Origin of the sequence: Roseovarius confluentis, assembly GCF_002917925.1 — a bacterium.
Lineage (GTDB): Bacteria > Pseudomonadota > Alphaproteobacteria > Rhodobacterales > Rhodobacteraceae > Roseovarius > Roseovarius confluentis.
This window is the reverse complement of sequence record NZ_PPFE01000004.1, coordinates 1-26,617: the sequence shown is the minus strand read 5'-3', so window position 1 is coordinate 26,617 and position 26,617 is coordinate 1. Positions and strand designations below refer to the sequence as shown.

Genomic DNA, 26,617 nt, shown 5'->3' with positions numbered 1-26,617 from the left:
TTAATAGCGCAACCACACTTAACGACGCCTGCTACAGGCAATAAAACCCCGCAGCAATCGATTGCTGCCGACGGCGATGTAGTACTCACTCCAATCTCTGGTTGCAATGTTCAATCCGGGAAGGTGCCAGTACGATGGTCGCACTGCGTTCAAGAGCCGAAGACAAGACCGGCCAGCAGCCCGTCGGCCTCTGACGCAGAGCGCATGAATTTCGGCCAGCTGCGCAACAGCGCCAGTCGCTGCCGTGCACTGACATGGTCGGTGGGGGCGCCCAGATCGGGGCAAGACAGCTTGTCAGCCTCGGCAAGCGCAGGCGCCAGCGCACCTTCGGGGAAAAACGCCCGGTCCATGGCGCGGGCATCCTCATTGCAACTATCCTGCACCAGCGCAATTTGATCGGATGTCAGGCCAAGAGGCGTGCCTGACGGGCCTTTATCCGACAGGACGCTGTACAGCGCATTGCCGAAACGGCGACGGTCGGCCTTGTCCAGGTCCGGTCTGAGTTCGCTGATGCGCGCATGTACGTGGCGCATGAACCACAGATCCTCGGCGCTCAAAGACGGGTTGGACCGCAGGTGCCCCTGGTTAAGCTCGAATGCATGTCCCTCAAGCGCGATGTTCAGAAAATCATTCAGGGCGTCCCCGCCGGCCAGCAACGGCGCAACCACCGGGCGCAAGATGAATCGGTCGCCGAACACCCGCCGCCACCGCATGAAACGCGGCGCAAAACGGATGCGGTCGTTTTCAAGAAACCGCGGCAGGTAAGTGTCGATGGGATCGGTCGTGGCGCCCAGCTTGACCCGCTCCGCATAGAGCGAAAGCGTGAATTCCGCGTGGGGTCGCACATAGGCCAGCACGCACATGTCGTCAGCCATCTCTGGCAAATAGGTTTCGACCCACTTCAAGAGCCGCGCAGGCCGCACGCCTTGAAAATGCTCCGCCGACAACACGACGGTGTCCGCGTCGGCATTGCGAACCGCCTGTGCGGTCTGACGGAACAGATCGTCGCGCGCCGGATCCGGCTTGCGCAAGCGCATGGCCTTGGCCAGCACCATGTGATGCGGGTTGGCGCAGGGATAGGCCAGACTGTGCGTTTCGCAACGCCACAATCCTTCTGAAAGGCAGGTCTGTATAGACGTGCTCCCCGTCTTGTAGTCGCCAACATGGATCAGCAGTCGTGCGCACATCTTATCGTCCGCTCCGTTTCAATCCCGCATACAGCTTTAGAAGTGGCCGTCTGAGCACCGGCACCCGCTCCGCCAACGCTTTGCCCGCCCGCACGACAAAGCCACTCGCGGACAAGCGACTTCGCGCGCCAGTGCCACTCATGACCTCGCCGTAAAAGGGCGTGCGCATCAACGCCTGCCAGTAATGCTGGGCCATCGGGATCGCCTTGAACTGCCAGGGCTTATAAGTCTGGTCCGCATAGTGGATGATCCAGGGGTCTTGCTTCGCGGCAAGGGCCGCCTTGCGGCCAGGTGCCGGCACGCGGTCATAGGCTGTCGGAAAGGAATTGAACACGTTCCATCTCGGGTCCAGTTGGAAAACCGTGTTCTTGAAATGCTTGTTCAGGATGTCCTGATCGCGGAACAGGTACTTGCCTTGGCGCGCTTCGAGCAACAAGGCCCGGCCCGTCTCCGCGACGTCCGCCATCGCAGCGAAGTTGAATATCAACACGCCTGCATTGAAATATCTTTCAATTTCAGCCTCGCTCAGTTTCAGCACGTTGCGGTGATACTCGGACAAATCCGGCACATCGCGGTCGATGGTCTTGGTCGGCCCGGTCAGCGTTCTTGTCATGATCCAGTCGGGCACCGCCGCGATTTCGGCCTGTCCGATATCGGTGTCATAAAGCTCGCACACATCGGCGCGCAGGATCAGGTCCGTATCCAGGTAAACAAGCCGATCGAGACAGGGCAGCAGATCGAACAGCAGGAACCGGTTATAGGTGGCATTGGACGGCGCCCGGCTCATGGATCTATAGCTGGCCTCGAAGGCACCGCCGGTTTCGATCGGGTGAAGCGTCACGCCCTCGTGCCGTGCCAGGACTTCGCCGAGCAGATCGAGATCCTGCGCACCAATTCCCGAGCACAGAAAGAACAGATTGATCGTGCGTGTCGCATCTGCGTGATCAACCAGCGATCTCAGCATCGCAGCCGTGTGCGGCAGATAGGTACGATCCGCGGAAAAGGCAATGTTCACGCTGTTGTCTGCGTCGCCCAGATCTTCGCGCACCAGGTACGGCGTCACGAGCGTCTGTGAAAGAGCCAGGATCGAGACCTCGCGGATCCGCAGATCTGGTGCCGTTGCCTGCAAATGGTGCACAAAGACGGTCAACAGCCGTTCGGCCAGAAACCCCAGATAGCGCGTCTGGTAGCCGCTGTAATACTGGCGGCTCTTTCCCGCGTCCTCGACCTTGAGCAGAATGTCGAAAAGCCACACGCAATAGCGCTCGAACAGCGGCCGCTTCATGAGCGCAAGATTCCCCAGGCGAACCTTGTGACCGCTCGCGACCGCCTCGAAACTCGACGCGTATTCGGGATGATCCCGCATCACGATCTCGCGAGCGAGATCGAAATCCTGATCCTGGTGCGAGTTGCGGTAATTCTCTTCCACCGAGCGGCCCATCTCATGGGCACGAGGCAGGACGATGTCCCAATTGGCCCCCTCTCGCTCCAACCACGCTTCTACCTGGGCCGTCCAGTCAGGAATATGCAGCCGTCCGGGCGTGCGCTCCACCGCGCCGCCCGGCAAGAGATCCGTCAGATCCAGAAGACGGCGATAATGCATCAGGCCGATTGCATCACTGTCGCGGTCGTTCTTCCAGGCCCAGTAAAGGGCCGTAAGTTCACACCATTCTTGGTTCCGCGCTGACAGGTTATCGCCGCTGTCATCGCCGGTCATCTCTGGCAAGGGCGCTTCCGCCGTGGCCCGTCCCACATGAATCGGCTGGATCGACGCGCTTTGGATTCGCGGGGCGCTACGGTGATAGGCTGTATAAATGGAAACTTTCATACTTTTTCCGAACTTCTCACCCTTGGCAACCTTTGATTGCGCGTCCTACCCCACACTCTGGCCATGTGCCATATTCAACCTCTATTTGACAGGGGTCCTGCACAACGTCAAAACCACGATTTGATGGATACTACGGAGGCCGACATGGCAACGCCTCGGCTTGTGGCGGTGGTTGTGACCTGCAACCGCCTCGCCCAGCTCAAGATCACGCTGGAACGCTTGCTGTCCAGCGCGGAGAGTGACCTGTCGGGGCTCGTCGTCTTTGACAACGCAAGCACGGACGGCACCGCCGACTGGCTGAGCACGCAATCCGATCCGCGCCTGCATGTGATCAGAAGTGCATCCAATATCGGCGGCGCCGGCGGTTTCGAAGCCGCCATGCGCGAAGCCTCGGCACGCTTCGATCCGGACTGGCTTGCTCTGATGGACGACGACGCGCGACCGGACGCAGGCACGCTCGCGGCCTTCGCCAACGCGCCGCGCGCGCAGTACGATGCCTGGGTGGCGGCGGTGCGTTACCCGGATGGTCGCGTCTGCGACATGAACCGGCCCTGGATCAACCCGTTCCGATCTGCAGGCGACCTGCTCCGGGCCATGGCAAAAGGGCGCGATGGCTTTCACCTCTCTGCAGCGGACTACGCGCACACGGATCACCGCGTGGTCGACGGGGGATCGTTCGTAGGGCTTTTCCTCTCTCGTGCCGCGATTGCCCGGGCCGGCTTTCCCGATGGCTCTCTGTTTCTCTATGGCGATGACGTGCTCTATAGCCTTGCGCTCAGCGAAGCCGGGGGCGTCATCGCGTTCGATCCCGGGCTAGCCTTCGAACATGATTGCGCCACGCTCTCGGCCTCGACGTCCCCCGTGATGTCTCCGTTGTGGAAGGTCTACTACTACCATCGCAATCAGGTGATGGTCTATCGGCGTGTAGCGGGACCGATCCTGTTCTGGCCGGTCATGGCCTGTCGCGCCACAGCCTGGGTCATGCGCGCCAAAGCCTATGGTGCGCAGCGCAAGACCTACCTGAAAGTGCTGCGTCAAGCGGTTCGCGACGGGCTCGGCGGGTGCACGAACCGACCGCACGAGTCTGTTCTCGTTCTCGCCGGGCAATGACCCGGCGGGCGTCCGCTGCCTCAGCGCCGGGCGAGGATATCAAGGTGATAGCGCCGCATCAGCATCAGGCCCATGACCAACAGGACCATCCCGACCGCTGTTACGTACCAGACGGATGCGAAATCTGCCTCGTAGATCGGATAATAGCCTTCGCGCGAAATCGCTGTAAGATGGAGCAAAGGAAAATACCACAAGATCTCCTGCGCCGCTCGGGGAAGGTCTTCGTAGATATAAAGCACCCCTGAAGCCAGCAACATGGGCCGGGTAATAATCCCCCAGATCGTTTGCCAAACGGGCACGAACCCCACGAAAACGCAGTTCAGCATACCCATTCCAGTGCCCAGCAGTGCCGCCAGTATAAAGCTCAGCAGGATCGGACCGAAATCCAGTACGGTTTTGGTATCGACCACCATCAGAATACCGAAGAGCAACAGGTAAGCGACAAGCGCCTCTGTCAGGATACTCAGTATAAATCGCGCGGCCACCGCATCGAACCACCCGACTGCAGGATAGTAAAGCAGGGATCTTACCTGCGCGAGCGTCATCATTATCATGCGCGTGTTCTTCTGGAACAACGAGTAGGGCAAATAGCCGGTTGCGTAAAACAACAGGAACGAGGTGCCAAGAGGCGGCGACCGCAGCAGCAGCGAAAACCCGAGCGACAGGATGAAGATCATGCCCAAAGGCTCGACCACCGCCCAGACATAGCCGCCCGGATTGCGCCCATATCGCGACCCCATCTCGCGCAGGATAAGCGCAAGTATTGCCCTTAAGTGACCATGGCTTGGCTTGCCGTTGGCGATCTCGCGCTCCGGAAGAGCCACGGGGGTCATCGTTTGGCCATCCTGCAAAAAGGCGCCTCCTTCTGATCTGGTGCTGGCCTGTCTGACACGTTACAGTTAACTGGCATTCTCGTGCCCACAAGAAGAAATGATTCAGCAGTGACCGATACAGGCTCCACGGAAGAACGCCAACAGGCGCCTGAGGACGATCAGGCAAAAAAGCCCCGGCGGAAACAGGGTGGCCGGGGCAAGCCCGCGAAAGTGGTCGAAGTGCCCCCGATGGCAACGAAGGCTCACATGCGCAAGCGTCACTGGGGCCTGATATTCAGCTTTTGCGCGATCGTCCTTCTGCCCCTTGCCGTGACGGGTTGGTACCTGAGTTTCAAAGCGATTGATCAATATGCCTCGGTCGTCGGCTTCACCGTACGACAAGAGGAAGGCGCCGGTGCGTCTGATCTGCTTGGCGGTCTCGCCGCACAGGTCGGTGGCGTCTCGGGCGGCTCGGACACCGACATTCTGTACGAATTCATACAAAGCCCCGCGATGGTCGAGGCGCTTGACGCGAAATTCAATCTCACGGAAATCTATTCGGCCCCTTACGACCTGGATCCGGTGTTCGCCCTGGCGCCGGACAGCAATCTTGAGGATCTGCTGGACTACTGGCATCGCATCATCCGGGTTTCCTATGACGGCAATTCCCAACTGATCGAACTCCGCGTTCTGGCCTTCGAGGCAAGCATAGCGCAAGAGATCGCAGAAGAAGTCCTTGATCAAAGCCAGCAATTGATAAACGACCTCAATTCGCAAGCCAGAGCGGACACGATCCGATATGCCGAGCTTGATCTTGACGAGGCACAACGTCGGCTGCGCGAATCGCGATCGGCCTTGATTAATTTCAGGGCGCGAACCCAGCTGGTAGATCCCGAAACCGATCTTCAGGGCCGTATGGGCGTCGTCAACACGCTGCAAGGACAGCTTGCCGAGGCACTGATCGCCCTCGACCTCCTGACGCAGTCGACATCCGAAAGGGATCCGCGCGTCGTTCAGGCACAACGCAGGATCGAGGTCATACGCGAACGCATCTCGGCAGAACGCCGCAACGTGGCGCGCGGCGACGATGATGGCCTGTCCGGCGATTATCCGACGCTCTTGGCGGAATACGAAGGCTTAGTCGTGGACCGGGAATTCGCCGAACAAAGCTACACCGCGGCACTCAAGGCCTTGGATGTCGCGCGGGCAGACGCGGCGCGCCAGTCACGCTATCTGGCAACCTATGTGCGACCCACACTGCCGCAAAGTTCGGAATTCCCACAGCGCTGGACCATTTTCGGGCTCTTTGCCCTGTTCCTGTCCTTGGCCTGGGCAATCCTTGCGCTGATCTACTACTCGATTCGCGACAGCAAGTGACATGATCCGCTTTGAGAACCTGTCAAAGAGCTTCTGGCTGCGTGGCGAGCAGAAGGTCATAATCGACCAGCTCGACACGACATTGCCCACAGGCAAATCCCTGGCCCTCATGGGGGGCAACGGGGCCGGCAAATCGACGCTCCTCAGTATCATAGCTGGTGTGATGCCGCCCGACTCCGGGCGCATCGTCAGTGACGGCACAATTTCGTGGCCTGTCGGACTCACCGGGAGCCTGCACCCGCAGATGACCGGCGCTCAGAACACCCGGTTTGTCGCGCGCATTTATGGGGCTGATACAGAAAACCTGATTGAGTTCGTCAAGGATTTCTCCGAACTCGGCGTGCATTTCGACAACCCCGTCCGAACCTATTCCACGGGGATGAGATCGCGACTCGCGTTCGGCATGTCGATGGGTATCAAGTTCGACACCTACCTGATCGATGAGACCACCGCCGTCGGCGATGCCTCCTTCTTTCACAAAAGCCGGGCCGTGTTTCACGAACGGGTCAAGGATGCCAGCGCGATCATGGTCAGCCACCAGACCCGCGCCTTGCGCAATTTCTGCAACAGCGGCATCGTCCTGAGCAATGGAAAGCTTGAATACTTCGAGGATCTTGAGGAGGCGATTGACCGCCACAACGAGATCATGGGCGTGCCATCCGGAGGCTAAAGCGTTTCGCCTTTTTTCCAAGACCCGGATAAAGCCGAAATCCGCGCAGCGACTGAGCACTTGACCGAGTTTCCAGAAAACCTGCGTGGCAAGTTTTCGCAAAACGCTTTGGCGTGCCATGCCCTGCATAGCTCGCATTCATATTAAATATCAGCTTCATGCCACGGTTTTGACGCGGTCTCGGTCCGCTCCGCGTCACCTCCCCGCCTTTTCTTCAAACGCGATCAAAGCACTGAAGATCATTTGGGGCGAACATGTTAAATTTACGCTTTCACGGGATCGCCGGAAATCTTCGCGCGGTGTCCGACTTGCAGATCGTCGACCTGCAGACCGGCCCGTATCTCGTGACCGTTTCGGCCAGCCAGGGCGGCTTGACAAGCTGGGCACCGGTCGCGGGCGGCCTGCCCGACTATCTGGGCTGGCGCGCAGCCTCGGTTGACACGCTGACCGGCACCGGACCTCAGATCGCCGCAGTCGCAGACGAAGTTCTCGTGGCCGGTCTTGGCCGGGACGAGGTCGACAGGATCATGCTGCGCAGCGACGGCAGCCTGCTCGCGCCCGAGGATCTTGCAGCGCCCGGTGGCGCATGGTCAGCAATCGCCATGCTGGACGCCGAAACAATCGCTCTGGCCGAAACGAACGCCTCGGGCTTTTCGCTGTTTTCCCAGGCCGACAACACGTGGCAGTCGACAAGGACCGTGACGGATACCAACGCCGTCCATGCGGACGGAATCACCGCGATGACGTCCCTGACCGTCGGCACCAGGTCGTTTCTGGTCACCGCAAGCGGCACCGAACACGGCGTCACCCTGTTCGAGATAGCCGGCAAGACAGTCAGTGCACAAAGCAGCATCGGCCCCAAGGATGGGCTGGGGCTGATGGTGCCTTCGGCCATGACCGTCGCTGCCGTCGCCAACCAGCCCTTCGTACTTGTCGCCTCGGCCCCCGAAAACGACGGCGACGGCGGGGCGATCAGCGTTCTCGCCATAGGCCCGAACGGAGAGCTGACTCCGACGGACCACATATTGGACACCCGCGAAAGCCGTTTTGGCCAGATCAAGAGCCTCGCCGCGGTCGAACATGGGGACATCACGCTGGTGGCCGCCGGCGGGGGCGATGACGGGATCACCCTCATGATCCTTCTGTCCGATGGACGGCTGGCGCATCTGACGACGGTGGTGGACGACACACAAACCGGGCTGCAGGGCGTGACCGAGCTGGAAATGACCGTCGTCGACGACCGCTTGCAGATTTTTGCCTCCTCCGGGGCCGCGGACGGGCTCAACGTGTTCAAGGCCGACCTGTCCCAGCTCGGACTTCGGGCGGCGGCAGACGCGGGTGGCGCGCGCCTCGTCGGCACCGACCGTGACGACATCCTCGAAGATGGCAACGGGGCGGATACGCTGGAGGGCCGAGCGGGCGCCGACCTCTACATTCTTACCGTCGATGGGCAACGAGACGTGATCCGTGGCTTCGATCCTGGCGAAGACAGGCTGGACCTGTCGTTCTGGCCCATGATCTACGATACAGGCCGGATCGACATCACCAGAACGACCACAGGCGCCCGGATCGAGATACGAGGCGAGATCCTGGACCTGATTTCACCGAACAATAGCGCCCTTGATACCGAAGCGGTGCGCTCTGCGATACAGCTTGTCATAAACCGCAGCTTTTCTTCTCCCTCGGTCGAGTATCAGGGCGACAGCACCGCCGAGCGTATTGAGGGAAGCTGGCACAACGACACCCTGCACGGCGGCGGCGGCAATGACACGCTGATCGGCGGCCGCGGCGACGACACGCTCATGGGGGGCGCCGGCGCTGACACGGCCGTATTCGGCATCCCTGCCGGTGCGCTCACGATCCTCGACATCGCGGGCGACCGCGCCACCATCATCTCGTCCGAAGGCACCGACAGTCTCGACGGGATCGAAATCCTGGAATTCACCGACACCACGGTGAATTTCGCCGACCTGGCACAGCTGCGTGCGCCCGTCACACTGACAGGCGGGGCGGGGAACGACAGTCTTGTCGCGACGGGCCTTGATGCGTCCCTCCACGGCCTCGACGGAGATGACAGGCTCACGTCCGATCTGGGCGAGGATACGCAGCATGGCGGGGCAGGGAACGATACGCTCAGCGCAGGCGCCGGTCAGGATTCGCTGCTTGGCGCCGAAGGACACGACCGGCTGTCCGGCGGGACGGGACAGGACAGGTTATCGGGCGGGTCCGGAAATGACTGGCTCAGCGGCGATGACGGCAAAGACAGCCTCGACGGCGGCACCGGAGCGGACACCTTGAACGGCGGCGTGGGCGATGACAGCCTGCGGCCCGGGCAAGGTGACGACGAAGTCGACGGTGGCGCGGGCTTGGACACGCTCTACTTCAGCCTCGACATATCGCAGATCGAAATCGCAGAGATTGACGGCACCCAAGTCACCTTGATTTCCGCAGAAGGCACGGACCGGATCAGGGGCGTCGAAAACTTTGTCTTCGGCACGCGAACGCTGACACTGTCCGACCTTGACGCGATGTCCGGCCCGACGCTTCTGGAGGGCGGCAACGGAAACGACGTTTTGCGCCACTTGGAAAACGCAGTCGATATGCGCGGCTTTGCGGGCAACGACTTTCTTGAAACTGGCCCCAGTGATGACCGCATAGACGCCGCAAGCGGCGATGATACCGTCAGATCTGGCCGGGGAAACGACACCATTGAGGCCGGACCCGGTCATGACGGCGTTTGGGCACTTGGCGACAACGACACTGTCTTCGGCGGAGACGGCAATGACACATTGCGGGGCGGCCGTGAGTCCGATCAGCTTTTTGGCGGAAACGGGAATGATGTCCTGCGCGGGCAACGGCACGCTGACACGCTCTATGGCGGCGACGGCGACGACAACATCGCAGGCGGCGGCGGTAGTGACATCCACTTTGGCGAAGACGGCAACGATTTCGTCAAAGGCGGCACGCGAAACGACCTTGTCGATGGCGGACGGGGAAATGACAAAGTAATAGGCAACCGGCACGATGACACCCTGCTCGGGGGCCACGGCGACGACTACCTGAATGCCGGCGGGGACGATGACAGGTTGGACGGCGGACCCGGCGACGACTGGATGCGCGGCGGTCCCGGGGCCGATGTGTTCGTCTTTGCGGACGGGCACGGTCGTGACACGATCGATGATTTCAACCGCCGGCACGATACGTTCGAAATCGACGCGAGCCTTGCAGGCGACCTCAGCCCAGCGCAGATCATCAAGGGCGCAAGGGTGACTGCCGATGGGGTTCTGATCGATTTCGGGGGCGGCGACACGATCCTGCTGGATGGGCTTGGGTCGACACACGGGCTGATCGACGACATCATAATCGTGTAAAAGGGCTTGATCAGGCCACCACCTTTCGCTTGCGAAAAGCACATAACAGTCTCTGTTTTGCGGTGCGCGCCTCTGCCCTGCACCTGACCCTAATCGCGGGGATAAAGCGCCAGCCGTTTGAGATAGGCACCATAGCCTGTTTTCCCAAACAGCGCGGCCCGGGCCTCGAGCTGTTCAGCATCGATCCAGCCCTGCTGAAACGCGATCTCCTCGGGGCATCCAACCTGCTGGCCCTGCCGGTCTGACAGCGTCCGCACGAAATTGCCCGCGTCCAGCAAGGACCCATGCGTGCCGGTATCAAGCCAGGCATATCCCCGCCCCATCTGCTGCACGCTCAGCTGCCCATCGGCAAGATAGGACTCGAGCAGCGAGACGATCTCAAGCTCGCCACGCGATGACGGGGTCACATGCCGGGCGCGCTCGGACGCCGTGCTGTCGAGGAAATAAAGCCCGGTCACGGCATAGGGCGACGGGGCCACCTCCGGCTTTTCCACGATGCTGCGCACCGTGCCATCGGGGGCGAAATCCACCACCCCATATCGTTCGGGATCGGCCACGCGGTACCCAAAGACGGTCCCCCCCGTCACGGTTCCGTCGGCCTCGTGCAGGCGTTCCGGCAGGCCGTGGCCAAAGAAAATATTGTCGCCCAGAACCATGGCGCTTGGGGCACCATCCAAAAACGACTCCGCCAGCAGATACGCCTGCGCCAGCCCATCGGGGCTGGACTGGGTCACATAGGTCAGCGACAGGCCCCATTGCGCCCCATCCCCAAGCGTGCGGCGGAACTGATCCTGATCCTGCGGTGTCGTGATGACACAGATCTCACGGATCCCCGTCAGCATCAGCGCAGACAAGGGATAATAGATCATCGGCTTATCATAGACCGGCAAAAGCTGTTTCGAAACGCCCATCGTGATGGGATAGAGGCGTGTCCCCGATCCACCCGCCAGAATGATGCCTTTGCGGCCTGTTGCTGATTGCGCGGTCATACTCTGTCCAATTCCTTTAACACGTTGACCAGTCCTGTGGTCCAGTCCGGCGGCTCAATTCCAAAATCCCTCGTCAGCTTCGCACAGTCGAGCCGGGAATTCCGCGGCCGCTCTGCCGGCGTGGGATAGGCGCTGGTCGGAATATCCTCGACCGTAACGGTCTTGCCGGCATTCGCAAAAATCGCGCGGGCAAAATCTGCCCAGCTGACCGGAGGCTGGCCGCCGTAGTGATAAAGACCACCCCCCTGCCCTTTTGTCATCTCACGTCCCATGCGCAACAGCGTTGCCGCGATATCCGCCGCCGGGGTCGGGCAGCCCACCTGGTCGGCGACAATACTCAGGCGGTCGCGGCTCTCGGACAGACGCAACATCGTTTTCACGAAATTGCCCCCATGGGCCGAAAATATCCACGAGGTGCGCAGGATCGCCCAGTGCCCTCCGGCCTCCGCAACCTGGTGCTCTCCGGCAAGCTTGGTGCGCCCATAGGCGCTTTTCGGTGCAACAGGGTCTGTCTCACGCCAAGCTCGGGTGCCAGAGCCCTCAAATACGTAATCGGTCGAGATATGCAGGAACGGAATCTCCAGTGCGCAACAAGCCTGCGCCATGGCACCCGGTGCTTTGGCATTGATCCGCATCGCATCACTTTCCTGCGCCTCGGCCGCATCGACAGCGGTCCAGGCGGCGGCGTTGATCACAACCGCCGGTGCGTGTGCCTCGATCGCGGCGCTGCAGGCCTCCGGATCTGACAGGTCTGCCGTATCGCGTCCCAGGGCCGTGACCGACGCCTGGCGCTGCAGCTCCGTCGCCACCTGGCCGGTTCTTCCGAAAACCAGGATCACGCCGTGCCCAACCGGCGGCCGACACCTTCACGGTCGAGCAACGCGCGCCACCACGCCTCATTGTCCAGATACCAGCGCACGGTCCGCTCCAGTCCCTCTTCAAGCGTTACGGACGGCCGCCAACCCAGTTCGTCCCGGATGCGCGCAGGGTCGATCGCATAGCGCAGGTCGTGGCCGGGTCGATCGGCCACAAACTCGATCAGGCTTGCATAGGGCCTTGTTCCCGGCCGCAACCTGTCAAGAATGGCACAGATCATCTGCACAAGATCGATATTGCGCGCCTCGTTCTCGCCGCCGATGTTATAGCTGCGCCCCACCTTGCCCTTTTCCAGTACCAGCAAAAGCGCGTCAGCATGATCCTCGACATAAAGCCAGTCGCGCACATTCTCGCCCTTGCCGTAGACTGCGATCGGCTTGTTCGCGAGCGCATTCAGGATCACCACCGGCACCAGCTTTTCAGGGAAATGGAAAGGCCCGTAATTGTTGGAGCAATTGGTCAGCAGGATGGGCAGGCCATAAGTTTCCTGCCACGCGCGCACCATGTGGTCGCTTGAGGCTTTCGAGGCGGAATAGGGACTGCGCGGATCGTAAGGCGTTTCTTCGGTAAACATTCCTTCCTCTCCCAGAGAGCCGAACACCTCATCCGTGGAGATATGGTGAAACCGAAAGTCCTGGGGCCGCCCTTGTCCGTGCCAATAGCTGCGCGCGGCCTCCAGCAGGTGGAAGGTGCCCAGCACGTTGGTTTCGATAAACGTCGCCGGGCCGTCGATGGAGCGGTCCACATGGGACTCGGCGGCAAGATGCATTACTGCGTCTGGCCTGTGTTGGGAAAAAATCCGGTCCAGGGCGGCTCTGTCACGGATGTCGGCCTGCTCGAACGCGTAATCTGGGTGATCGGCAACCGAGGCGACGTTCTCGAGACAGGCCGCATAGGTCAGCGCATCCAGGTTGACCACCGAATGCCCGTCGGCCATCGCCCGGCGCACCACCGCCGAGCCTATGAATCCCGCCCCTCCGGTCACGAGCAGCTTCATGTTACTGCCCCGTCCCAGACAAACGGGCTGTCGAAATCCCGCAGGGCCGGCGCCCGCGCGTCCTTGTCCGAGATCACCGGCGCGCGGCCATCAAGCGGCCAGTCGATGGCAAGGTCCGGATCGTCCCATTTCAGCGCGCCTTCTGCCTCGGGGGCGTAAAGGTCAGAGCATTTATAGATAATCTCGGTCTCTTGCTGCAGGGTCACGAAACCATGGGCAAAGCCCGCCGGGATCAAAAGTTGTACACCGTTTTCGAACGACAATGTTTCGCCCAGCCAGTGACCGTAGGTGGGACTGCCGCGACGCAGATCGACAGCGACATCGAAGAGTGCTCCGCGCCCGCAGCGCACCAGCTTGGCCTGGGCATGGGGCGGCGCTTGGAAATGCAGGCCCCGCAGGGTGCCCGCCTGCTCCGAGAGTGATTGGTTGTCTTGCACAAAAACCGTGTCGATCCCTGCCGCTGCCATCGTGTCGACATTGTAGGTCTCGGCAAAAAAGCCACGATGGTCGCCGAACCGGCGTGGCGTCAGGCGCAGCACTCCAGGCAGCGTGGTCTCTTCGATCAGCATGGCGACCTCCGACCACTGGTAAAACTTTCGCATGCGAAAGGGCTCACAATATTCGTCTCTTCACTCTGATTCAGAATTCTTTGTCGGGCTTTCGTAACCTTTGATTTCCGGTGCCAAAAAGGACCGCTCGATCTGACTGGTCCTGTTCGGTCGTTGGCCCATTGTCCGTTGAAACTGCCTGAGTTCCTGACTTGGCCTACACACCGCCTTTCCGGACTTCTGTTGTTGGCTCCAAAGCCGCTTGGCGTCAAGCTTGCAAATGATGAACGCCGTTTGATTTCATTATGCTCCGGCCCCGCAAGCATTGACCTGAAGTGGCCCAAGCGGTTTGGCAAGTTTTACAGTGCTTCAGGGTATGACGCTAGTGAACGCAGGGAAACCGCTTCCTCGTTAACCTGAAGGCGAAACGTGTAAAAAATGCGGATCAAATAATCATTTTCTGTCTATCTATCTGGCAGAAAATGCTTTTTGATCTTGGCAATGCTCCCGTCCGAGGCGTCAAACCTTCACACGCTCCGATTTCGGGTCATACATCGGCTTCAGCGACGCTTCGGCCTTTACCCGCGTCCCCGCCACGTCGATCTCGTAATCCGACGCCAGCACCTCCTGCACGCTCTCACCCGGACAGGGCACATATCCCATCCCGATCGCCCCGCCCAGGTGGTGACCATACGCCCCCGAACACAGATACCCCACGATCTCGCCATCCCGCAGCACCGGCTCGTTGTGATAGACCAACGGCTCGGGATCGGTCAGCCGGAATTGCACCAACCGTTTCGACACTCCCGCCTCCTTCTTGCGCAGGACCGCGTCGCGGCCGATGAACTCCGCCTTCTCCGTCTTAACGGCAAAGCCCAGCCCCGCCTCCAGCACGTGATCCTCGCATGTGATGTCATGCCCGAAATGCCGGAACCCTTTTTCGATCCGGCACGAGTCCATCACGTGCATCCCGCACAGCTTCAGCCCATGTTCCTGCCCGGCCTCGTAAAGCGTCTCGAACACGTGTCCCGCCATATCCGCGCCGACGTAAATCTCCCAGCCCAGCTCGCCCACGTAACTCACCCGGTGCACCCGCGCGAGCCCCATGCCCAGCTCGATCTCCTGCGCCGTGCCGAACGGGTTCGCCTCGTTGGAAAAGTCGTTCGGGCTAACCGCCTGCATCAGCTTGCGGGCATCCGGCCCCATCACCGCCAGCACGCCCTCGCCCGCCGTCACGTCGGTGATCACCACGTTGAAATCGCCCTTGTGCCGCATCATCCACGTCTGGTCCGCCAGCCGCGTCGCGGCGGGCGTCACCACCAGGTACGCAGTCTCGCTCAGTCGGGTCACCGTCACATCCGCCTCGATCCCGCCCCGGTCGTTCAGGAACTGAGTATAGACGATCTTTCCATTCGGTACCGAATAGTCGCCGCCGCCGATATGGTTCAGGAACACTTCCGCATCCGGCCCCTCGACCCGGATCTTGCCGAAACTCGACATGTCATACATGCCGACCCCGGTGCGGATCGCGTGATGCTCGGCCGCGGCGTTCTCGAACCAGTTCTGCCGCCCCCAGCCGTACCGATACTCCTGCTCCTGTCCTTCCTTGGCGAACCAGTTCGCCCGTTCCCAGCCGGCCATCTCTCCCATCACCGCGCCGCGCTCCAGCAGGTGGTGGTGAAACGGCGACCGCCGCACGCCCCGCGCCGTGCGCTTTTGCAGGTAGGGAAAGTGATCGGCGTAAAGCAGCCCCAGAGTCTCCTTCGACCGCTCGAACAGGTAATGCCGGTTCCCCTGAAACAGCTGCATCCGGGCAATATCCACGTCGCCCAGGTCAAACGGCTTTTCGCCGCTGTCCATCCACTGGCTCAGCGCGTGCCCCGCGCCGCCCGCCGACTGAATCCCGATCGAGTTGAACCCGGCGGCCACCCACACATTGTCCATCTCCGGGCAAAGCCCCAGGTGATAGGCATCATCCGGCGTGAAACTCTCCGGCCCGTTGAAAAACGTGTGCACCCCCGCCTCCGCCAGCATCGGCATCCGGTTGCAGGCCGCTTCGAGGATCGGCTCGAAATGGTCGAAATCCTCGGGCAACTGGTCGAACTCGAAACTCTCCGGAATGCCCTGCATCCCCCACGGCTTCGCGTTCGGCTCGAACGCCCCCAGCAGGATCTTGCCCGCGTCTTCCTTGTAATAGGCGCATTCGTCCGGCACCCGCAGCACCGGCAATTGCCCCAGCCCGTCGATGCCTTCGGTCACGATGTAGAAATGCTCGCAGGCATGCAGCGGCACGTTCACACCCGCCATACGCCCCACCTCGTGGCCCCACATGCCCGCGCAGTTCACGATCATGTCGCAGGAGATATGCCCCGTCTCGCCGCAATCGTCAGCGGCCCAGTCCACGCCCGTCACCCGGCGGCCCTCGCGCGCGATCCCGGTGACCTTCACCCGCTCCTTCACCAGCGCCCCGTTCTGCCGCGCGCCCTTGGCCAACGCCAGCGCGATATTCGCCGGATCCGCCTGTCCGTCCTTTTCCAGGAAAACCGCCCCGGTCACGTCGTCCGCGTTCAGATGCGGATAGCGCGTCTTCACCTCCGCCGCGCTGATCTCTTCCACGTCTACGCCAAAGGCGCGCGCCATCGCGGCCTGCCGGTAGATCTCCTCCCGCCGCGCGTCGGTCAGCGCCACGGTGATCGACCCGCATCGCCGGAACCCGGTCGCGACCCCGGTCTCGGCCTCCAGGTTGCCGTAAAGCTCCTGGCTGTATTTTGCCAGCTTCGTCATGTTCGCACTTGCCCGCAGTTGCGCGATCAGCCCCGCGGCGTGCCACGTCGTGCCGCTGGTCAGTTGCTTGCGCTCCAGCAGCACCACGTCACGCCAGCCCAGCTTGGCCAAGTGATAGGCCACCGAACAGCCCACCACGCCGCCTCCCACAATCACCACGCGGGCATGCTTCGGAAGGTTACTCATCGCTTGTCTCCTTGAACGCGGCATAAAGGGTCTGCCACTGGTTGGTCATCGGCCCCACCGTGCGCCACTCGACGTGCAAGTCATCGCGCTCGAAATGCCGGTCGACCCAGTCCTCGACGGTCTGCGGTCGCGACATCGAGAAATCGCTCGCGCCGATCTCGAACAGCGGCAGGTCCGCGTCGATCTCGCAGGACCGCCCAAACTCGTCCGTCGCCTGCACCTGAAGCCTGTAGCGATCCGGCGGCACAAAGCTCAACGCCAGCTTCAGCACGTCGGTCGAGCCATAAGACCCCTCCTGGATCGCCGCCGGCGCCTCCAGCACATCGGGCATCTTCCGCCAGTCGAAATCGACCGTCACACCGTCCAGCGCCGCACGGCCCCGGCTGGCGAACTGGCATTCATCGATCTTCAGCCATTCTGTGGTCAGCGCCGGGGCCAGCAAATAGGCCATTTCCGCGTCGTCGCTCTCGTCCGGTATCTCCCGGCTCTGCGCGGCGATCATGACATCCAGTTGCACGCCCTCGGCTTCCTGCCCGTCCTCGAAATTCTTCCACAGCACGACCTTCCCGTGGCTCACCTCGAAATCCAGACGCCCGAATTCCCTGCTTTCAAAGCGGAATCGCCCGCTTGCCGGGACCATGCCGGGGGGAAGCGTGCCGTCACTCATCTCGTCACCTCGCTCATACGATCTCGTGTCCCGCCGCCTGCAGGCAGCGGGCAATCTCCGCGATATGCGCGGGCCCGATCTCGCAACAGCCGCCAACGATCGTGGCCCCCTGCCCGACCCAGCCCATGACGTATTCCGCGTATTCCAGCGGCCCAAGGTCCTTGCGCTGCTCAAGCGCGTCCACCGTTGGCGCGTCGTCCAGGAACCCGTCGCTGATCTCCGTGAACCCGTTGGCATAGCCGCCAAAGGGCAGGCCGAAGTCCTTGATCACTTCAATCCCCGCGCCCGTCGCTTCGGGCCGCGAGCAATTGACCAGCACCGCCGCCGGCGCGTGCTTTTCCACCGTCCCGGCCAGGTCCGCCACCGGCTCACCCGAGCGCAGGCGCGTGCCGTCGTGGTCATCCACGCTCACCGCCAGCCACACTGGCAGGCCCTGCCCCGAAGCCGCCCGCAGCGCGCCCTCGGCCTGGTCCACGGACGACATCGTCTCCAGCAGGAAAAGGTCCACGTGATCCTTCATCAGCGCCACCGGCTCGGCATAGATCTTCGCAGCCTCGGCGGCGGGCGGGCAGGTCTCGGGCTTGTAGGACTGCACCAGCGGTCCGATTGCCCCGGCCACCCGCCCCTTGCCGCCGCCCGCCGCCCGGGCCCGACGCGCGGCCCGCACCGCCGTACCGGTAAGTTGCCCGATCTTGTCCTCCAACCCGATCCGCACCAGCCGGTCGCGCAGCACCGCGTAGGTGTTGGTCGTGGCCACAGTCGCGCCGACGTTGAAGTATTCCAGGTGCACCTCGCCCACCAGCTTGGGATGGTCGATCATCACCTGCGTCGACCACAGCGGCGTCGCCCGGTCGCCCGAGCGTTTCACCAGCTCCTGCCCGATGGAGCCGTCCAACAGGGTGACCTGTGCCATGTTCTTCCTCCCGCGCCCTTGTTCAGATGTCGATGCCATCCGGGATCAGCACCAGCTTCCCGGCATGCCGCTTCGACATGAACTCTTCCTGCGCCCTGCCAATCTCCCGCATGGGAAACGTCTTCGCGATCAGCGGTTTCACCGACCCTTCCCGCACCATTTCGACCAGCCGGGCAAAGACCGCGCGGGACTGGAAGGTGCAGCCGTGGATCGTGATGTCCCGCAAATAGATGCGCCGCAGATCCGCCTCCACCACCGGCCCGGCAATGGCCCCCGCCACCGCGTAATGACCACCCGGCCGCAGCGCGTCGATCACTGCGCCCCAGCCCGGCCCGGCCACCAGGTCGATCACCGCGTGAAACGTATCGGCGGGGGGCACGTCCTCCCGCCCGATCACCGCCACCGCGCCCGCATCGCGCACGCACTCGGCCTTGGGTGCCGAAGACACCCCAGTGACCTCCGCCCCCAGCGCCGTGGCCAGTTGTACCGCCGCCAACCCTACGCCACCGGATGCTCCGGTGATCAGCACACTCTGCCCGGTCGCCACACCTGCGCGGTCCAACAGCCCCGCCGCCGTGCCGAAGGCGCAGGGAATCGCCGCCAGTTCCACGTCGCTCAGGGGCGCATCGCTCACGTCGAACAGGTCCCCCTCCGGCACGACGCAATACTGCGCGAACGCCCCATCAAATTCCGACCCCAGCGCCTCGAACCCCACCGGGTTGTCGTCGGTCGGGCGCGGCTGGTTGATCGGGCAGATCACCCGCATCCCCATCGCCACCGCGCTCACGCCCTTGCCTAGCGCGACCACTTCGCCGCACAGATCCCCGCCCTGGATCAGCGGAAAGTCCAACGCCCCGGACCAGCCGCCATCCTCGACCCCGTCCTGCAACTCGCCCGTGGCCCCGGTCACGTCGGCCGAGTACCAGCCCTCGCGCGTGTTGATGTCGGTGTTGTTCACCCCCGCCGCCAGCACCCGCACCAGCACCTCGCCCGACCCGGGCCGGGGCACGGGAATATCCTCGCGCCATTCCAGCTTGTCGGGCCCGCCGTGGCCGGTCAGGTAGACGCCGGACATGGTCTCGGGCAGGGTCATCGCGCCGCCCCCTTGTCCAGGTCCTTCAGCCCCAGGAGCACCGCAGCCCCCACCATCAGCGCACCGCTGACCCGGTTGATCCATACCCCGGTCAGCGATGTCACACGCCCCAAGGTCCGCGTCGCGGCCCAGCCCCACAAGAGCAGCACCAGACCGTCAACAACCAAGTACGTGACGCCCAACAGTAGCAATTGCGGCAGGATTGGCGCGCCCGCATCGATGAACTGCGGAAACAGCGCCCCGAAGAACACCACCGCATAAGGATTGGCCGACGACGTAACAAAGCCCTGCCGGAACAGCCGCCCCGTCGCCGCCGCGCCCGGCGCCTCGGCCCCGCCTTTGCTCAGCATCAACCGCAACCCGATCCAGACGAGGTAGGCCACGCCCACCCATTTCACCACCCACAGCGCATCGGCATTGGCCGCGATCACCGCCGTCAGGCCAAACGCCGCCAATGTCATCTGCACCGCGTTCGCGCTCAGGTCACCCGCGACGGTGGCCAGCGACCTCCGCAGCCCGTGCCGCAGACTGTTCGAGATGATCAGCAACTGGCTCGTGTCCGGCGGTGTGGCGAAAAACGCCGCCAGGACGCCAAGATAAATCAGGTAGGTCTCGATAATCATCCTTCGTCCTTTCGCGTCCCCGTCCCGGGCCTGACCCTGGCGGCCCCGGGCTTGACCCGGGGGGACCTCTAATTACGCCGTCAGCCGCGCATTTTCCGGATCCCAAAGCGGCTGATCCGGCTGCACCACGGCCTTGCGCCGCTCGCCATAGATCTCCACTTCCAGTTCCGTGCCCGCCGCTGCCACGTCAGTCCGCAACATCGCCAAAGCAACACTCGCGTTCACGCGATAGCCCCAGGCGCCGCTCGTCGTCTCACCCACGATCTCGTCGCCGTTCCAGATCGTCGACATGTAGGGCGCATCCGCCTCCCCCGCGTCGATGATCAGCGGGGCAAAGGCTTTCTTCCGGCCCTGCTGTTTCTCTGCCAACAGCGCCGCCTTGCCCGTAAAATCCTGGTCCTTGTCGAACTTCACGAACCGCTCCAGCCCGGCCTCCAGCATCGAGTAATCCGTGCTCAGATCACCCTTCCACGCCCGATACCCTTTCTCGATTCGCAAGGAATTCAGCGCATACATCCCAAAGGGCTTCGCGCCCGCGTCCAGAATGGCGCCATAGATCGCCGGCATCTCGGCATTGTCTGCATGCACCTCCCACCCCAGCTCGCCGGTAAAGCTCACCCGGATCAGGAACGCAGGCCGCCCCGCCACCGTGCAATGCTGATGGCTCAGCCACCCGGCTTCCAGATCGGCATCGCTGATTCTGGCCAGCACCTCACGGCTCTTCGGCCCCGCTACCAGCAACGCCGACCGCTCGGTCGTCGTCTCGGTCACACTCACACCCTCCGGCACGCTGTTCCGGATCAGCTCGCCGTCATGCCACTGCGCCGTGGCTGCGGTGATCAGCACGAAATCATTTTCCGCCAGCCGGATGCAGGAAAATTCCGTCACGATCCGGCCTTTCGCGTTGGTCACGTAAACCAGGTTCATCCGCCCCACCTTGGGCAGCCCCCCGGTCACGAAGCCCCGCAGCCAGTCATCGGCCCCCGTGCCCTCGACCCGGAACCGCGAAAAGCCCGGCAGGTCCAGCAAACCACAGGCATCGCGCACCGCCTCGCATTCCTCGCGGATACGCTGCTCCCACGGGCCCGTGCGGTTCCACGTATGTGTGCTTTCCTCCGACGCGTCGTCGCCGGGCTGCGCGAACCAGTTCGCCCTCTCCCAGCCATTATAGGCCCCCATCACGCCGCCCAGTTCCAGAACCTTCCCATGGTTCGGCGACAGCTTCTTGTCGCGCCCTGCCGGCCATTCGTGCCACGGGAAATGCATGGCGTATTCGTTGCCGTAGACCTCCATGCCCTTGGCAACGCAGTAGTCGTGATCGGTGTAATCGGTGTACCGCCTCGGATCGACCGCCCACATGTCCCACTCGGGCGCACCATCCACGATCCACTCGGCCAGCACCTTGCCCGCGCCGCCGCCCTGCGCGATCCCGAAGGTAAAGACACAGGCCTCGAACGCGTTTTTAACCCCCGGCATCGGCCCCAGCAGGGGCAGCCCGTCGGGCGCATAGGGGATCGGCCCGTTGATGATCCGGCTGATCCCCGCCGTGGCCGCCACTGGCACACGCTCCATCGAATCCGCCACGATATCCTCGATCCGCGCCAGGTCATCCGACCAAAGCTGGAAGCTGAAATCCTCCGGCATCGGGTCCGACGGCTCCACCCAATGCGCCCGGCAATTCGGCTCGTAGGGGCCGATGTTGAACCCGTGCTTCTCCTGCCGGAAGTAATAGGACACGTCCACGTCCCGCAGAAGCGGCAGCTTGCGGCCCGTCTCCTTGCTGTACGCCTCGATCTCGGGGATCTCGTCGGTCAGCACGTATTGATGGCTCATCACCATCATCGGCACCGTCCGCCCGCCGTAAGGCTTGAACCACTCGCCCACCGTCTGGGCATAATACCCGGCTGCGTTCACCACGAAATCGCAGGCGATGTCGCCCTTTTCCGTGTGCACGATCCAGCCGTCACCGTCCTGCGTCACGCCGGTGGCCGGGCAGAACCGCACGATCGTCGCCCCCATGTCCCGCGCCCCCTTGGCCAGCGCCTGCGTCACCTGCGCCGGGTCGATATCGCCGTCGTTGGGATCGTAGAGCGCCCCCACGATGTCATGCGTCTCGATGAACGGATAGCGTTCCTTGATCTCGTCAGGGCTCAGGATCTCCAGGTCCATCCCCTGGTGCTTGCCCATCCCCTTTGCCCGCTCGAACTCCTGCATCCGCTCCTTTGAATGCGCCAGCCGGATCGAGCCCGTCTGGTGATAGTTCATCGGGTAATCCACCTCGTCCCCCAACCGGGCATAAAGCTCGGTCGAATAACGCTGCATGTTCATTATGCCCCAGCTGGTCGAGAAGGTCGGCACGTTCCCCGCCGCGTGCCAAGTGCTCCCGGCGGTCAACTCATTCTTTTCCAGCAGAACGCCATCGCTCCACCCTTTCTTGGCCAGGTGATACAGCACCGAGCATCCAACGACCCCGCCGCCAATGACGACCACTTTCGCGTTTTTCGGCAGATCAGCCATCTCCGTTTCTCCCTGTTCGGATGCCACCACGCGGCCCGTTCACTTCTGCGGAACCCCGTCCGCGATCTCGTAATAATCGCCCTTGTCGGCGGTGAAGATATGCTTCTCCAGCTGCAGCCCCGTCGGCCCATCGATCGCCCCCAGGGCAAAGCTCATCGTGTCTTCGTCATGCGCCTTCCAGAACAGGAACGCTCCGCAGGTCCCGCAGAACCCGCGCTTGGCTGAAGGCGTCGCCTCGTACCACGTCACCGCACCCGTGATCTTCAGATCCGCCTCCGGCACATAGGCCGAGGACCACACGTGGCCCGATTGTTTGCGGCACTGGCCACAGTGACAGGCCGACACCCCCTGCGGCACGCCCGTCACCCTGAAAGTGACGTTGCCGCACAGACAACTTCCCTCAAGCATCCTCATCTCCCCTCGATCTCTTCGATCGCAGCCGCCCGACGGCACGCGCCCTTGATCATCCCTCACGCCCTCCCCGGCGTCGAGGCCGCCCCCAGCAGCACGCCGTAAACCACGAAACACGCCGCCAGCCCCCGCCGCAGCCACACGTTGAACACCGCGCCCAGCGCCGCCCGGCCCAGCCCCGCGCCCAGCGCGGTGTAGCCCATGTAGCTCAGCGCGGTCAGGCTCAGCGCCGTGGGAAAGATCACCCACATCTGGCTCCAGATCGGCACGTCCGGCTGCACGAACTGGCTGAACGCCGCCAGGTATCCCGCCACGCTCTTGGGTTTGATCGTCGCGATGGCAAAGGCCCGCCAGTAGATGCTGCGCCCGTCTTGCGCGGCCACCACGACGCGACCCCGCGCCATGATCCAGCCGCGCACTCCGAGGTAGACCAGGAACCCCGCACCAACGAATTTCGCCACCAGGAACGCTTCGGGCGAGGCCGCGATCAGCGCCGTCACCCCCGCCGCCGACAGCGTCAGGAACAGCGCCGCCTGCGTCAGTATAGCGGCGCCCCCCCACAGGCTACGCCGGAACCCGAGCGTCATGCCGTTGGTGATGCAATTTACCGCGTTCGGCCCCGGCGTGGTTACGAACACCACCCAGAACAGCGCGAAGACGGTCCATGCCTCCAGGCTCATCCCAGCCTCCTCAATAAACCGGCGGCGCGATCACCCAGATCGCGACGCATGGTTCGTCATAAGGATTGGACCACGCATAGGTCTCGTGCCGGATCCGGAAACTGTCGCCCGGCCCCACGCTGAAAGACCGCCCGCCGATGCTCAGGTCCAGCCGACCGGACACGACATATCCCACCTCCTGCGTCGGCCGCGTGGCCGGGCGCTGCATCTTCGATCCGGGCCGGAACGTGGAATGGATCACTTCGAAATCGTCACTCAGGTCGGGCGACAATAGCTCCTCGATCAGCCCTTCCTCGCTCGATCCCATCTGCCGCCGAGATACCTTGCGCACGACGATGCCCTGCTCTTCCGCCGGGGCACTGGCATGGGCAAAGAGAAACGACATCGGCACGCCGAACCTTTCGGCCATCTGGCGCAGATCCGAAATCGACGGCTCGGACAAATCTCGCTCTACTTGGCTCAGCCAGCCCACCGACCGGCCCAGCGCTTGTGCGAGGTCGCTCAGCGTCAGCCCCCGCGCCTTGCGCAAGGCCCGCAAATCGGCTCCGAGGCTGCGCATGGCGGAGATCTGGCTCTGTTCCAAAGGGCACTCTTCTCGTGAAATTATTGCGTCAATTTTCACGCTGCGCGAGTCGCGTGAAAAAATCAATCAAAATTTCACTGCTCCCGAAATACTCCCGCCGGAGGGGTATCCTTGTTGTGTCAAACGTTCTCACTGCGTGTCATCGGAATAAATCTTCCTTTAATCGTAAAAATTTAATGTTTCAGCACGTCCCGGACTGACCTGGGAAGTGCCACGCCAGAACGTATATAAAACGGAGGATATTATCATGGCAAAATCTAACGCATTCACAGTCCCACAACTCAAATCTTTCCCCACAGGCAAGCATTGCGATGGCTTGGGCCTGTGGCTCTACAAACGCCCTGACGGCGGTGCCCAATGGATCTTTCGCTTTCAGCTCTGGGGACGCCAACGTGAGATGGGTCTTGGTTCATATAGAAGCGTCAGTCTCGCCGAAGCAAGAAAGCAAGCCGAACTGGCGCGTCAGCAGGTGCTACGGGAGGTAGACCCGATCAAGCAGCGCCAATTGAACCGCCAACAATCGAATTCTACTGATGGCCGCCTCGAGTACCTTGCATTGGAAGCATACGAGAAACACAAGAAAAGTCTCAAGCACGGTGGGTCCGATGGCAAATGGTTCAGCCCTCTTCGGCTCCACATCCTGCCGAAGCTCGGCAAGATGCCGATTGTGAAGATTGACCAGGAAGACATCGCGCGTGCGTTGGAACCCATCTGGCATGATAAGCCGGTTACCGCTAAAAAGTGAATTTCCAGGCTGAGAACGGTATTCAATTACGCAAACGCCAAACGCTTCCGCGTGAGCACAGCAGTTATTGACGATGCTGTGGTGATCCTCGGCGATAACAAGAAACGCTCGGCGCCACACCAAGCGCTCCACTGGAAAGACGTACCTGCGTTCTACGCGACCCTCTCGGATGACGACCCTACGCAACTGGCATTGCGGATGCTGATCTTGCCTGGCGTTCGCTCGGATTCGATCAACAACATGCGGTTGGGTCAGCTTATGAGTTCCGTCTGGATTATTCCCCCGCTCCACGTCAAAAGCCGCGCAGACAGCGACTTCGTTTTTGACGTACCGCTGAGTAAAGAACATTTGCACGTGATCGAACTCGCAAAGAAACATTCAAGAAACGGATACTTGTTTCCCAACTCGACAGGCGGACCCCTGAACAAAATGGCCATGCGCAATTTCCTGGTGGACAACAACATCCCGGCACGACCACACGGGTTTCGCTCTTCTTTGCGCACATGGCTCATGGATGAAATTCACTGTGAGGAAGAGATTGCCGAAGCTTGCATCGGTCACGTCAGAACGGGCGATGAAGCTGTCGATGCCTACAAACGTTCAACATACCTCCCCAAGCGCACACCCTTGATGAAAGAATGGGCAAACTTTATCACCGGCAATTCCTGAACAAAACGTAAACATGGCTTAAATCATTCGCTGTTAAGGTGATTGCATCCAACGAAATAGAGGACATGCATGACCGATAAAATTTTAAGGCAGAAAGATATTCAGGAACTGACCGGGCTCAGCCGCTCGACGATTTACAGACATATCAACGCTGGCACATTTCCAGCACCCGTAAAGTTGACCGAGCGCCTTATCGGATGGCGCCACAGCGCGATTTCTGAGTGGGTCGCGGATCGCCAGGCGTTTGCCTTCGTATGTCCCACGACCGTCCGGCATTAAGTGCCGGGCGGCTCTTTTCGGCCCAATGTATGTACCGGCTGCTGTTCGCAAATGATTTCTGGCATGTTCTCGGAAGTCGCTCATATGTATCCGGCCTGTTGGTCGACACGCGGGTCGTGGCCTTGTTGGGGTTACGCACGCGCCGTGATCTCATTAGCGGACAGGTCGTAGATGACCATTTGGGCCGTCAGATTCTGGGGGCGTAGTATTTCCGTTCCATGCTTTTGATCTATCGCGAACTCCTCTGGGTCGTCCCGGCTTAGACGCCGATAGCGACCTCGTCTCGTGGCGCATCGAACGCCGTTTTGTGTCTCAGAATGCTCCATGCCATACGCGCCAACTTGTTGGCGAGCGCGACGGCGGCCTTATTACGATGCATGCGTTCTGATGCGCGCGCCAACCATTCGCCAGAACTGAAGTCTGGCCAACGGTGCGGTCGCATCATGATGATCTTCGCCGCCTGAACAAACAACATTCTCAGATACCTGCTGCCGCGTTTTGAGATGCGACCGAGGACAGTTCGTCCTCCGGTGCTGTACTGTCGGGGAACCAATCCCACCCAAGCCGCAAAATCACGCCCGCGATCAAACGCCTCACCTTCACCGATTGCTGCTACCATCGCTGTTGAGATCATTGGACCGATACCGGGCACCGTCATGACATTCACGCAGTTCTCTTCGGTTCGACTGATCTCTTCGATCT

At 61.7% G+C, this 26,617-nt stretch carries 25 protein-coding genes; 7 read left to right on the top strand and 18 right to left on the bottom strand.

The features are described 5' to 3' along the window. Positions 1-149: 149 nt before the first annotated feature. Positions 150-1,187 carry a hypothetical protein gene (locus tag C2I35_RS10635; RefSeq protein WP_146050006.1) on the bottom strand — a complete coding sequence of 346 codons (1,038 nt, stop codon included), beginning with the start codon at positions 1,185-1,187 and terminating at the stop codon, positions 150-152. 1 nt (position 1,188) lies between these two features. Continuing rightward, a complete protein-coding gene (locus C2I35_RS10630) occupies positions 1,189-3,015 on the bottom strand; it encodes a DUF4422 domain-containing protein (RefSeq protein WP_103763035.1) in 1,827 nt (608 codons plus the stop codon). Positions 3,016-3,159: 144 nt separating this feature from the next. On the opposite strand from C2I35_RS10630, the gene C2I35_RS10625 reads away from it, so the two are divergent. After that, positions 3,160-4,125 carry a glycosyltransferase gene (locus C2I35_RS10625; protein WP_245890467.1) on the top strand — a complete coding sequence of 322 codons (966 nt, stop codon included), beginning with the start codon at positions 3,160-3,162 and terminating at the stop codon, positions 4,123-4,125. A 20-nt stretch (positions 4,126-4,145) separates the two neighbouring features. Here the strand turns inward: C2I35_RS10625 and C2I35_RS10620 are convergent, their stop codons facing one another. Both C2I35_RS10620 and C2I35_RS22140 read right to left on the bottom strand, forming a co-directional pair. Beyond that, positions 4,146-4,958, bottom strand: coding sequence for an ABC transporter permease (locus tag C2I35_RS10620; RefSeq protein WP_103763033.1), 813 nt, complete (start codon positions 4,956-4,958; stop codon positions 4,146-4,148). A gap of 102 nt (positions 4,959-5,060) precedes the next feature. Continuing rightward, entirely contained in the window at positions 5,061-5,441 is a 381-nt protein-coding gene (locus C2I35_RS22140) for a hypothetical protein (RefSeq protein WP_170067178.1), read from the bottom strand. Positions 5,442-5,450: 9 nt separating this feature from the next. On the opposite strand from C2I35_RS22140, the gene C2I35_RS10615 reads away from it, so the two are divergent. From C2I35_RS10615 to C2I35_RS21870, 3 genes are all read left to right on the top strand, one after another. Next, entirely contained in the window at positions 5,451-6,314 is an 864-nt protein-coding gene (locus C2I35_RS10615; RefSeq protein ID WP_170067177.1) for a KpsE/RkpR family capsule polysaccharide export protein, read from the top strand. A 1-nt stretch (position 6,315) separates the two neighbouring features. Beyond that, positions 6,316-6,984, top strand: coding sequence for an ABC transporter ATP-binding protein (locus C2I35_RS10610; protein WP_103763031.1), 669 nt, complete (start codon positions 6,316-6,318; stop codon positions 6,982-6,984). Positions 6,985-7,238: 254 nt separating this feature from the next. After that, positions 7,239-10,355 (top strand): calcium-binding protein, encoded by a 3,117-nt coding sequence (locus C2I35_RS21870; RefSeq protein ID WP_146050004.1) that lies wholly within the window; start codon positions 7,239-7,241, stop codon positions 10,353-10,355. 89 nt (positions 10,356-10,444) lie between these two features. Here C2I35_RS21870 and rfbA read toward each other — a convergent pair whose 3' ends face one another. From rfbA to C2I35_RS10540, 13 genes are all read right to left on the bottom strand, one after another. After that, the gene (gene rfbA, locus C2I35_RS10600; protein ID WP_103763030.1) at positions 10,445-11,344 is read right to left on the bottom strand and encodes a glucose-1-phosphate thymidylyltransferase RfbA; all 900 of its coding nucleotides are present in this window, start codon (positions 11,342-11,344) and stop codon (positions 10,445-10,447) included. Beyond that, complete coding sequence (gene rfbD / locus C2I35_RS10595) at positions 11,341-12,183, bottom strand: dTDP-4-dehydrorhamnose reductase (RefSeq protein WP_103763029.1); 843 nt, start codon at positions 12,181-12,183, stop codon at positions 11,341-11,343. Before rfbD ends, rfbA begins: the two co-directional genes overlap by 4 nt. Further along, the gene (gene rfbB / locus C2I35_RS10590; RefSeq protein WP_103763028.1) at positions 12,180-13,217 is read right to left on the bottom strand and encodes a dTDP-glucose 4,6-dehydratase; all 1,038 of its coding nucleotides are present in this window, start codon (positions 13,215-13,217) and stop codon (positions 12,180-12,182) included. The genes rfbD and rfbB overlap by 4 nt, the downstream gene beginning before the upstream one ends. Next, complete coding sequence (gene rfbC, locus C2I35_RS10585) at positions 13,214-13,786, bottom strand: dTDP-4-dehydrorhamnose 3,5-epimerase (protein WP_103763421.1); 573 nt, start codon at positions 13,784-13,786, stop codon at positions 13,214-13,216. The genes rfbB and rfbC overlap by 4 nt, the downstream gene beginning before the upstream one ends. A 498-nt stretch (positions 13,787-14,284) precedes the next feature. Continuing rightward, positions 14,285-16,735, bottom strand: coding sequence for a GcvT family protein (locus C2I35_RS10580; protein ID WP_103763027.1), 2,451 nt, complete (start codon positions 16,733-16,735; stop codon positions 14,285-14,287). Beyond that, the gene (locus C2I35_RS10575) at positions 16,728-17,402 is read right to left on the bottom strand and encodes a hypothetical protein (protein WP_103763026.1); all 675 of its coding nucleotides are present in this window, start codon (positions 17,400-17,402) and stop codon (positions 16,728-16,730) included. Before C2I35_RS10575 ends, C2I35_RS10580 begins: the two co-directional genes overlap by 8 nt. Positions 17,403-17,415: 13 nt before the next feature. Next, a complete protein-coding gene (locus C2I35_RS10570) occupies positions 17,416-18,315 on the bottom strand; it encodes a homocysteine S-methyltransferase family protein (protein ID WP_103763025.1) in 900 nt (299 codons plus the stop codon). Between the two features lie 22 nt (positions 18,316-18,337). Next, positions 18,338-19,408, bottom strand: coding sequence for an alcohol dehydrogenase family protein (locus tag C2I35_RS10565; RefSeq protein WP_103763024.1), 1,071 nt, complete (start codon positions 19,406-19,408; stop codon positions 18,338-18,340). Beyond that, positions 19,405-20,031 carry a LysE family translocator gene (locus C2I35_RS10560; RefSeq protein WP_103763023.1) on the bottom strand — a complete coding sequence of 209 codons (627 nt, stop codon included), beginning with the start codon at positions 20,029-20,031 and terminating at the stop codon, positions 19,405-19,407. Before C2I35_RS10560 ends, C2I35_RS10565 begins: the two co-directional genes overlap by 4 nt. Positions 20,032-20,103: 72 nt before the next feature. Further along, positions 20,104-22,548, bottom strand: a complete 2,445-nt coding sequence (locus C2I35_RS10555) for a GcvT family protein (RefSeq protein WP_103763420.1) — start codon at positions 22,546-22,548, stop codon at positions 20,104-20,106. A gap of 39 nt (positions 22,549-22,587) precedes the next feature. Next, entirely contained in the window at positions 22,588-22,956 is a 369-nt protein-coding gene (locus tag C2I35_RS10550) for a GFA family protein (RefSeq protein WP_103763022.1), read from the bottom strand. A gap of 62 nt (positions 22,957-23,018) precedes the next feature. After that, complete coding sequence (locus C2I35_RS10545) at positions 23,019-23,639, bottom strand: LysE family translocator (protein WP_103763021.1); 621 nt, start codon at positions 23,637-23,639, stop codon at positions 23,019-23,021. A gap of 10 nt (positions 23,640-23,649) precedes the next feature. Then, on the bottom strand, positions 23,650-24,198 hold the full coding sequence (locus tag C2I35_RS10540) for a helix-turn-helix domain-containing protein (protein WP_103763419.1): 549 nt from the start codon (positions 24,196-24,198) through the stop codon (positions 23,650-23,652). A gap of 271 nt (positions 24,199-24,469) precedes the next feature. On the opposite strand from C2I35_RS10540, the gene C2I35_RS10535 reads away from it, so the two are divergent. The 3 genes from C2I35_RS10535 (at position 24,470) to C2I35_RS10525 (ending at position 25,915) form a co-directional block, all read left to right on the top strand. Beyond that, the gene (locus tag C2I35_RS10535; RefSeq protein ID WP_146050003.1) at positions 24,470-24,967 is read left to right on the top strand and encodes a tyrosine-type recombinase/integrase; all 498 of its coding nucleotides are present in this window, start codon (positions 24,470-24,472) and stop codon (positions 24,965-24,967) included. A 51-nt stretch (positions 24,968-25,018) separates the two neighbouring features. Beyond that, entirely contained in the window at positions 25,019-25,636 is a 618-nt protein-coding gene (locus C2I35_RS10530; protein WP_103763019.1) for a tyrosine-type recombinase/integrase, read from the top strand. A gap of 69 nt (positions 25,637-25,705) precedes the next feature. Next, positions 25,706-25,915 (top strand): helix-turn-helix transcriptional regulator, encoded by a 210-nt coding sequence (locus tag C2I35_RS10525; RefSeq protein ID WP_103763018.1) that lies wholly within the window; start codon positions 25,706-25,708, stop codon positions 25,913-25,915. A gap of 259 nt (positions 25,916-26,174) precedes the next feature. Here the strand turns inward: C2I35_RS10525 and C2I35_RS10520 are convergent. Then, positions 26,175-26,617: IS110 family RNA-guided transposase (locus tag C2I35_RS10520; RefSeq protein WP_146050002.1), on the bottom strand; the 443-nt coding region annotated here is incomplete at its 5' end.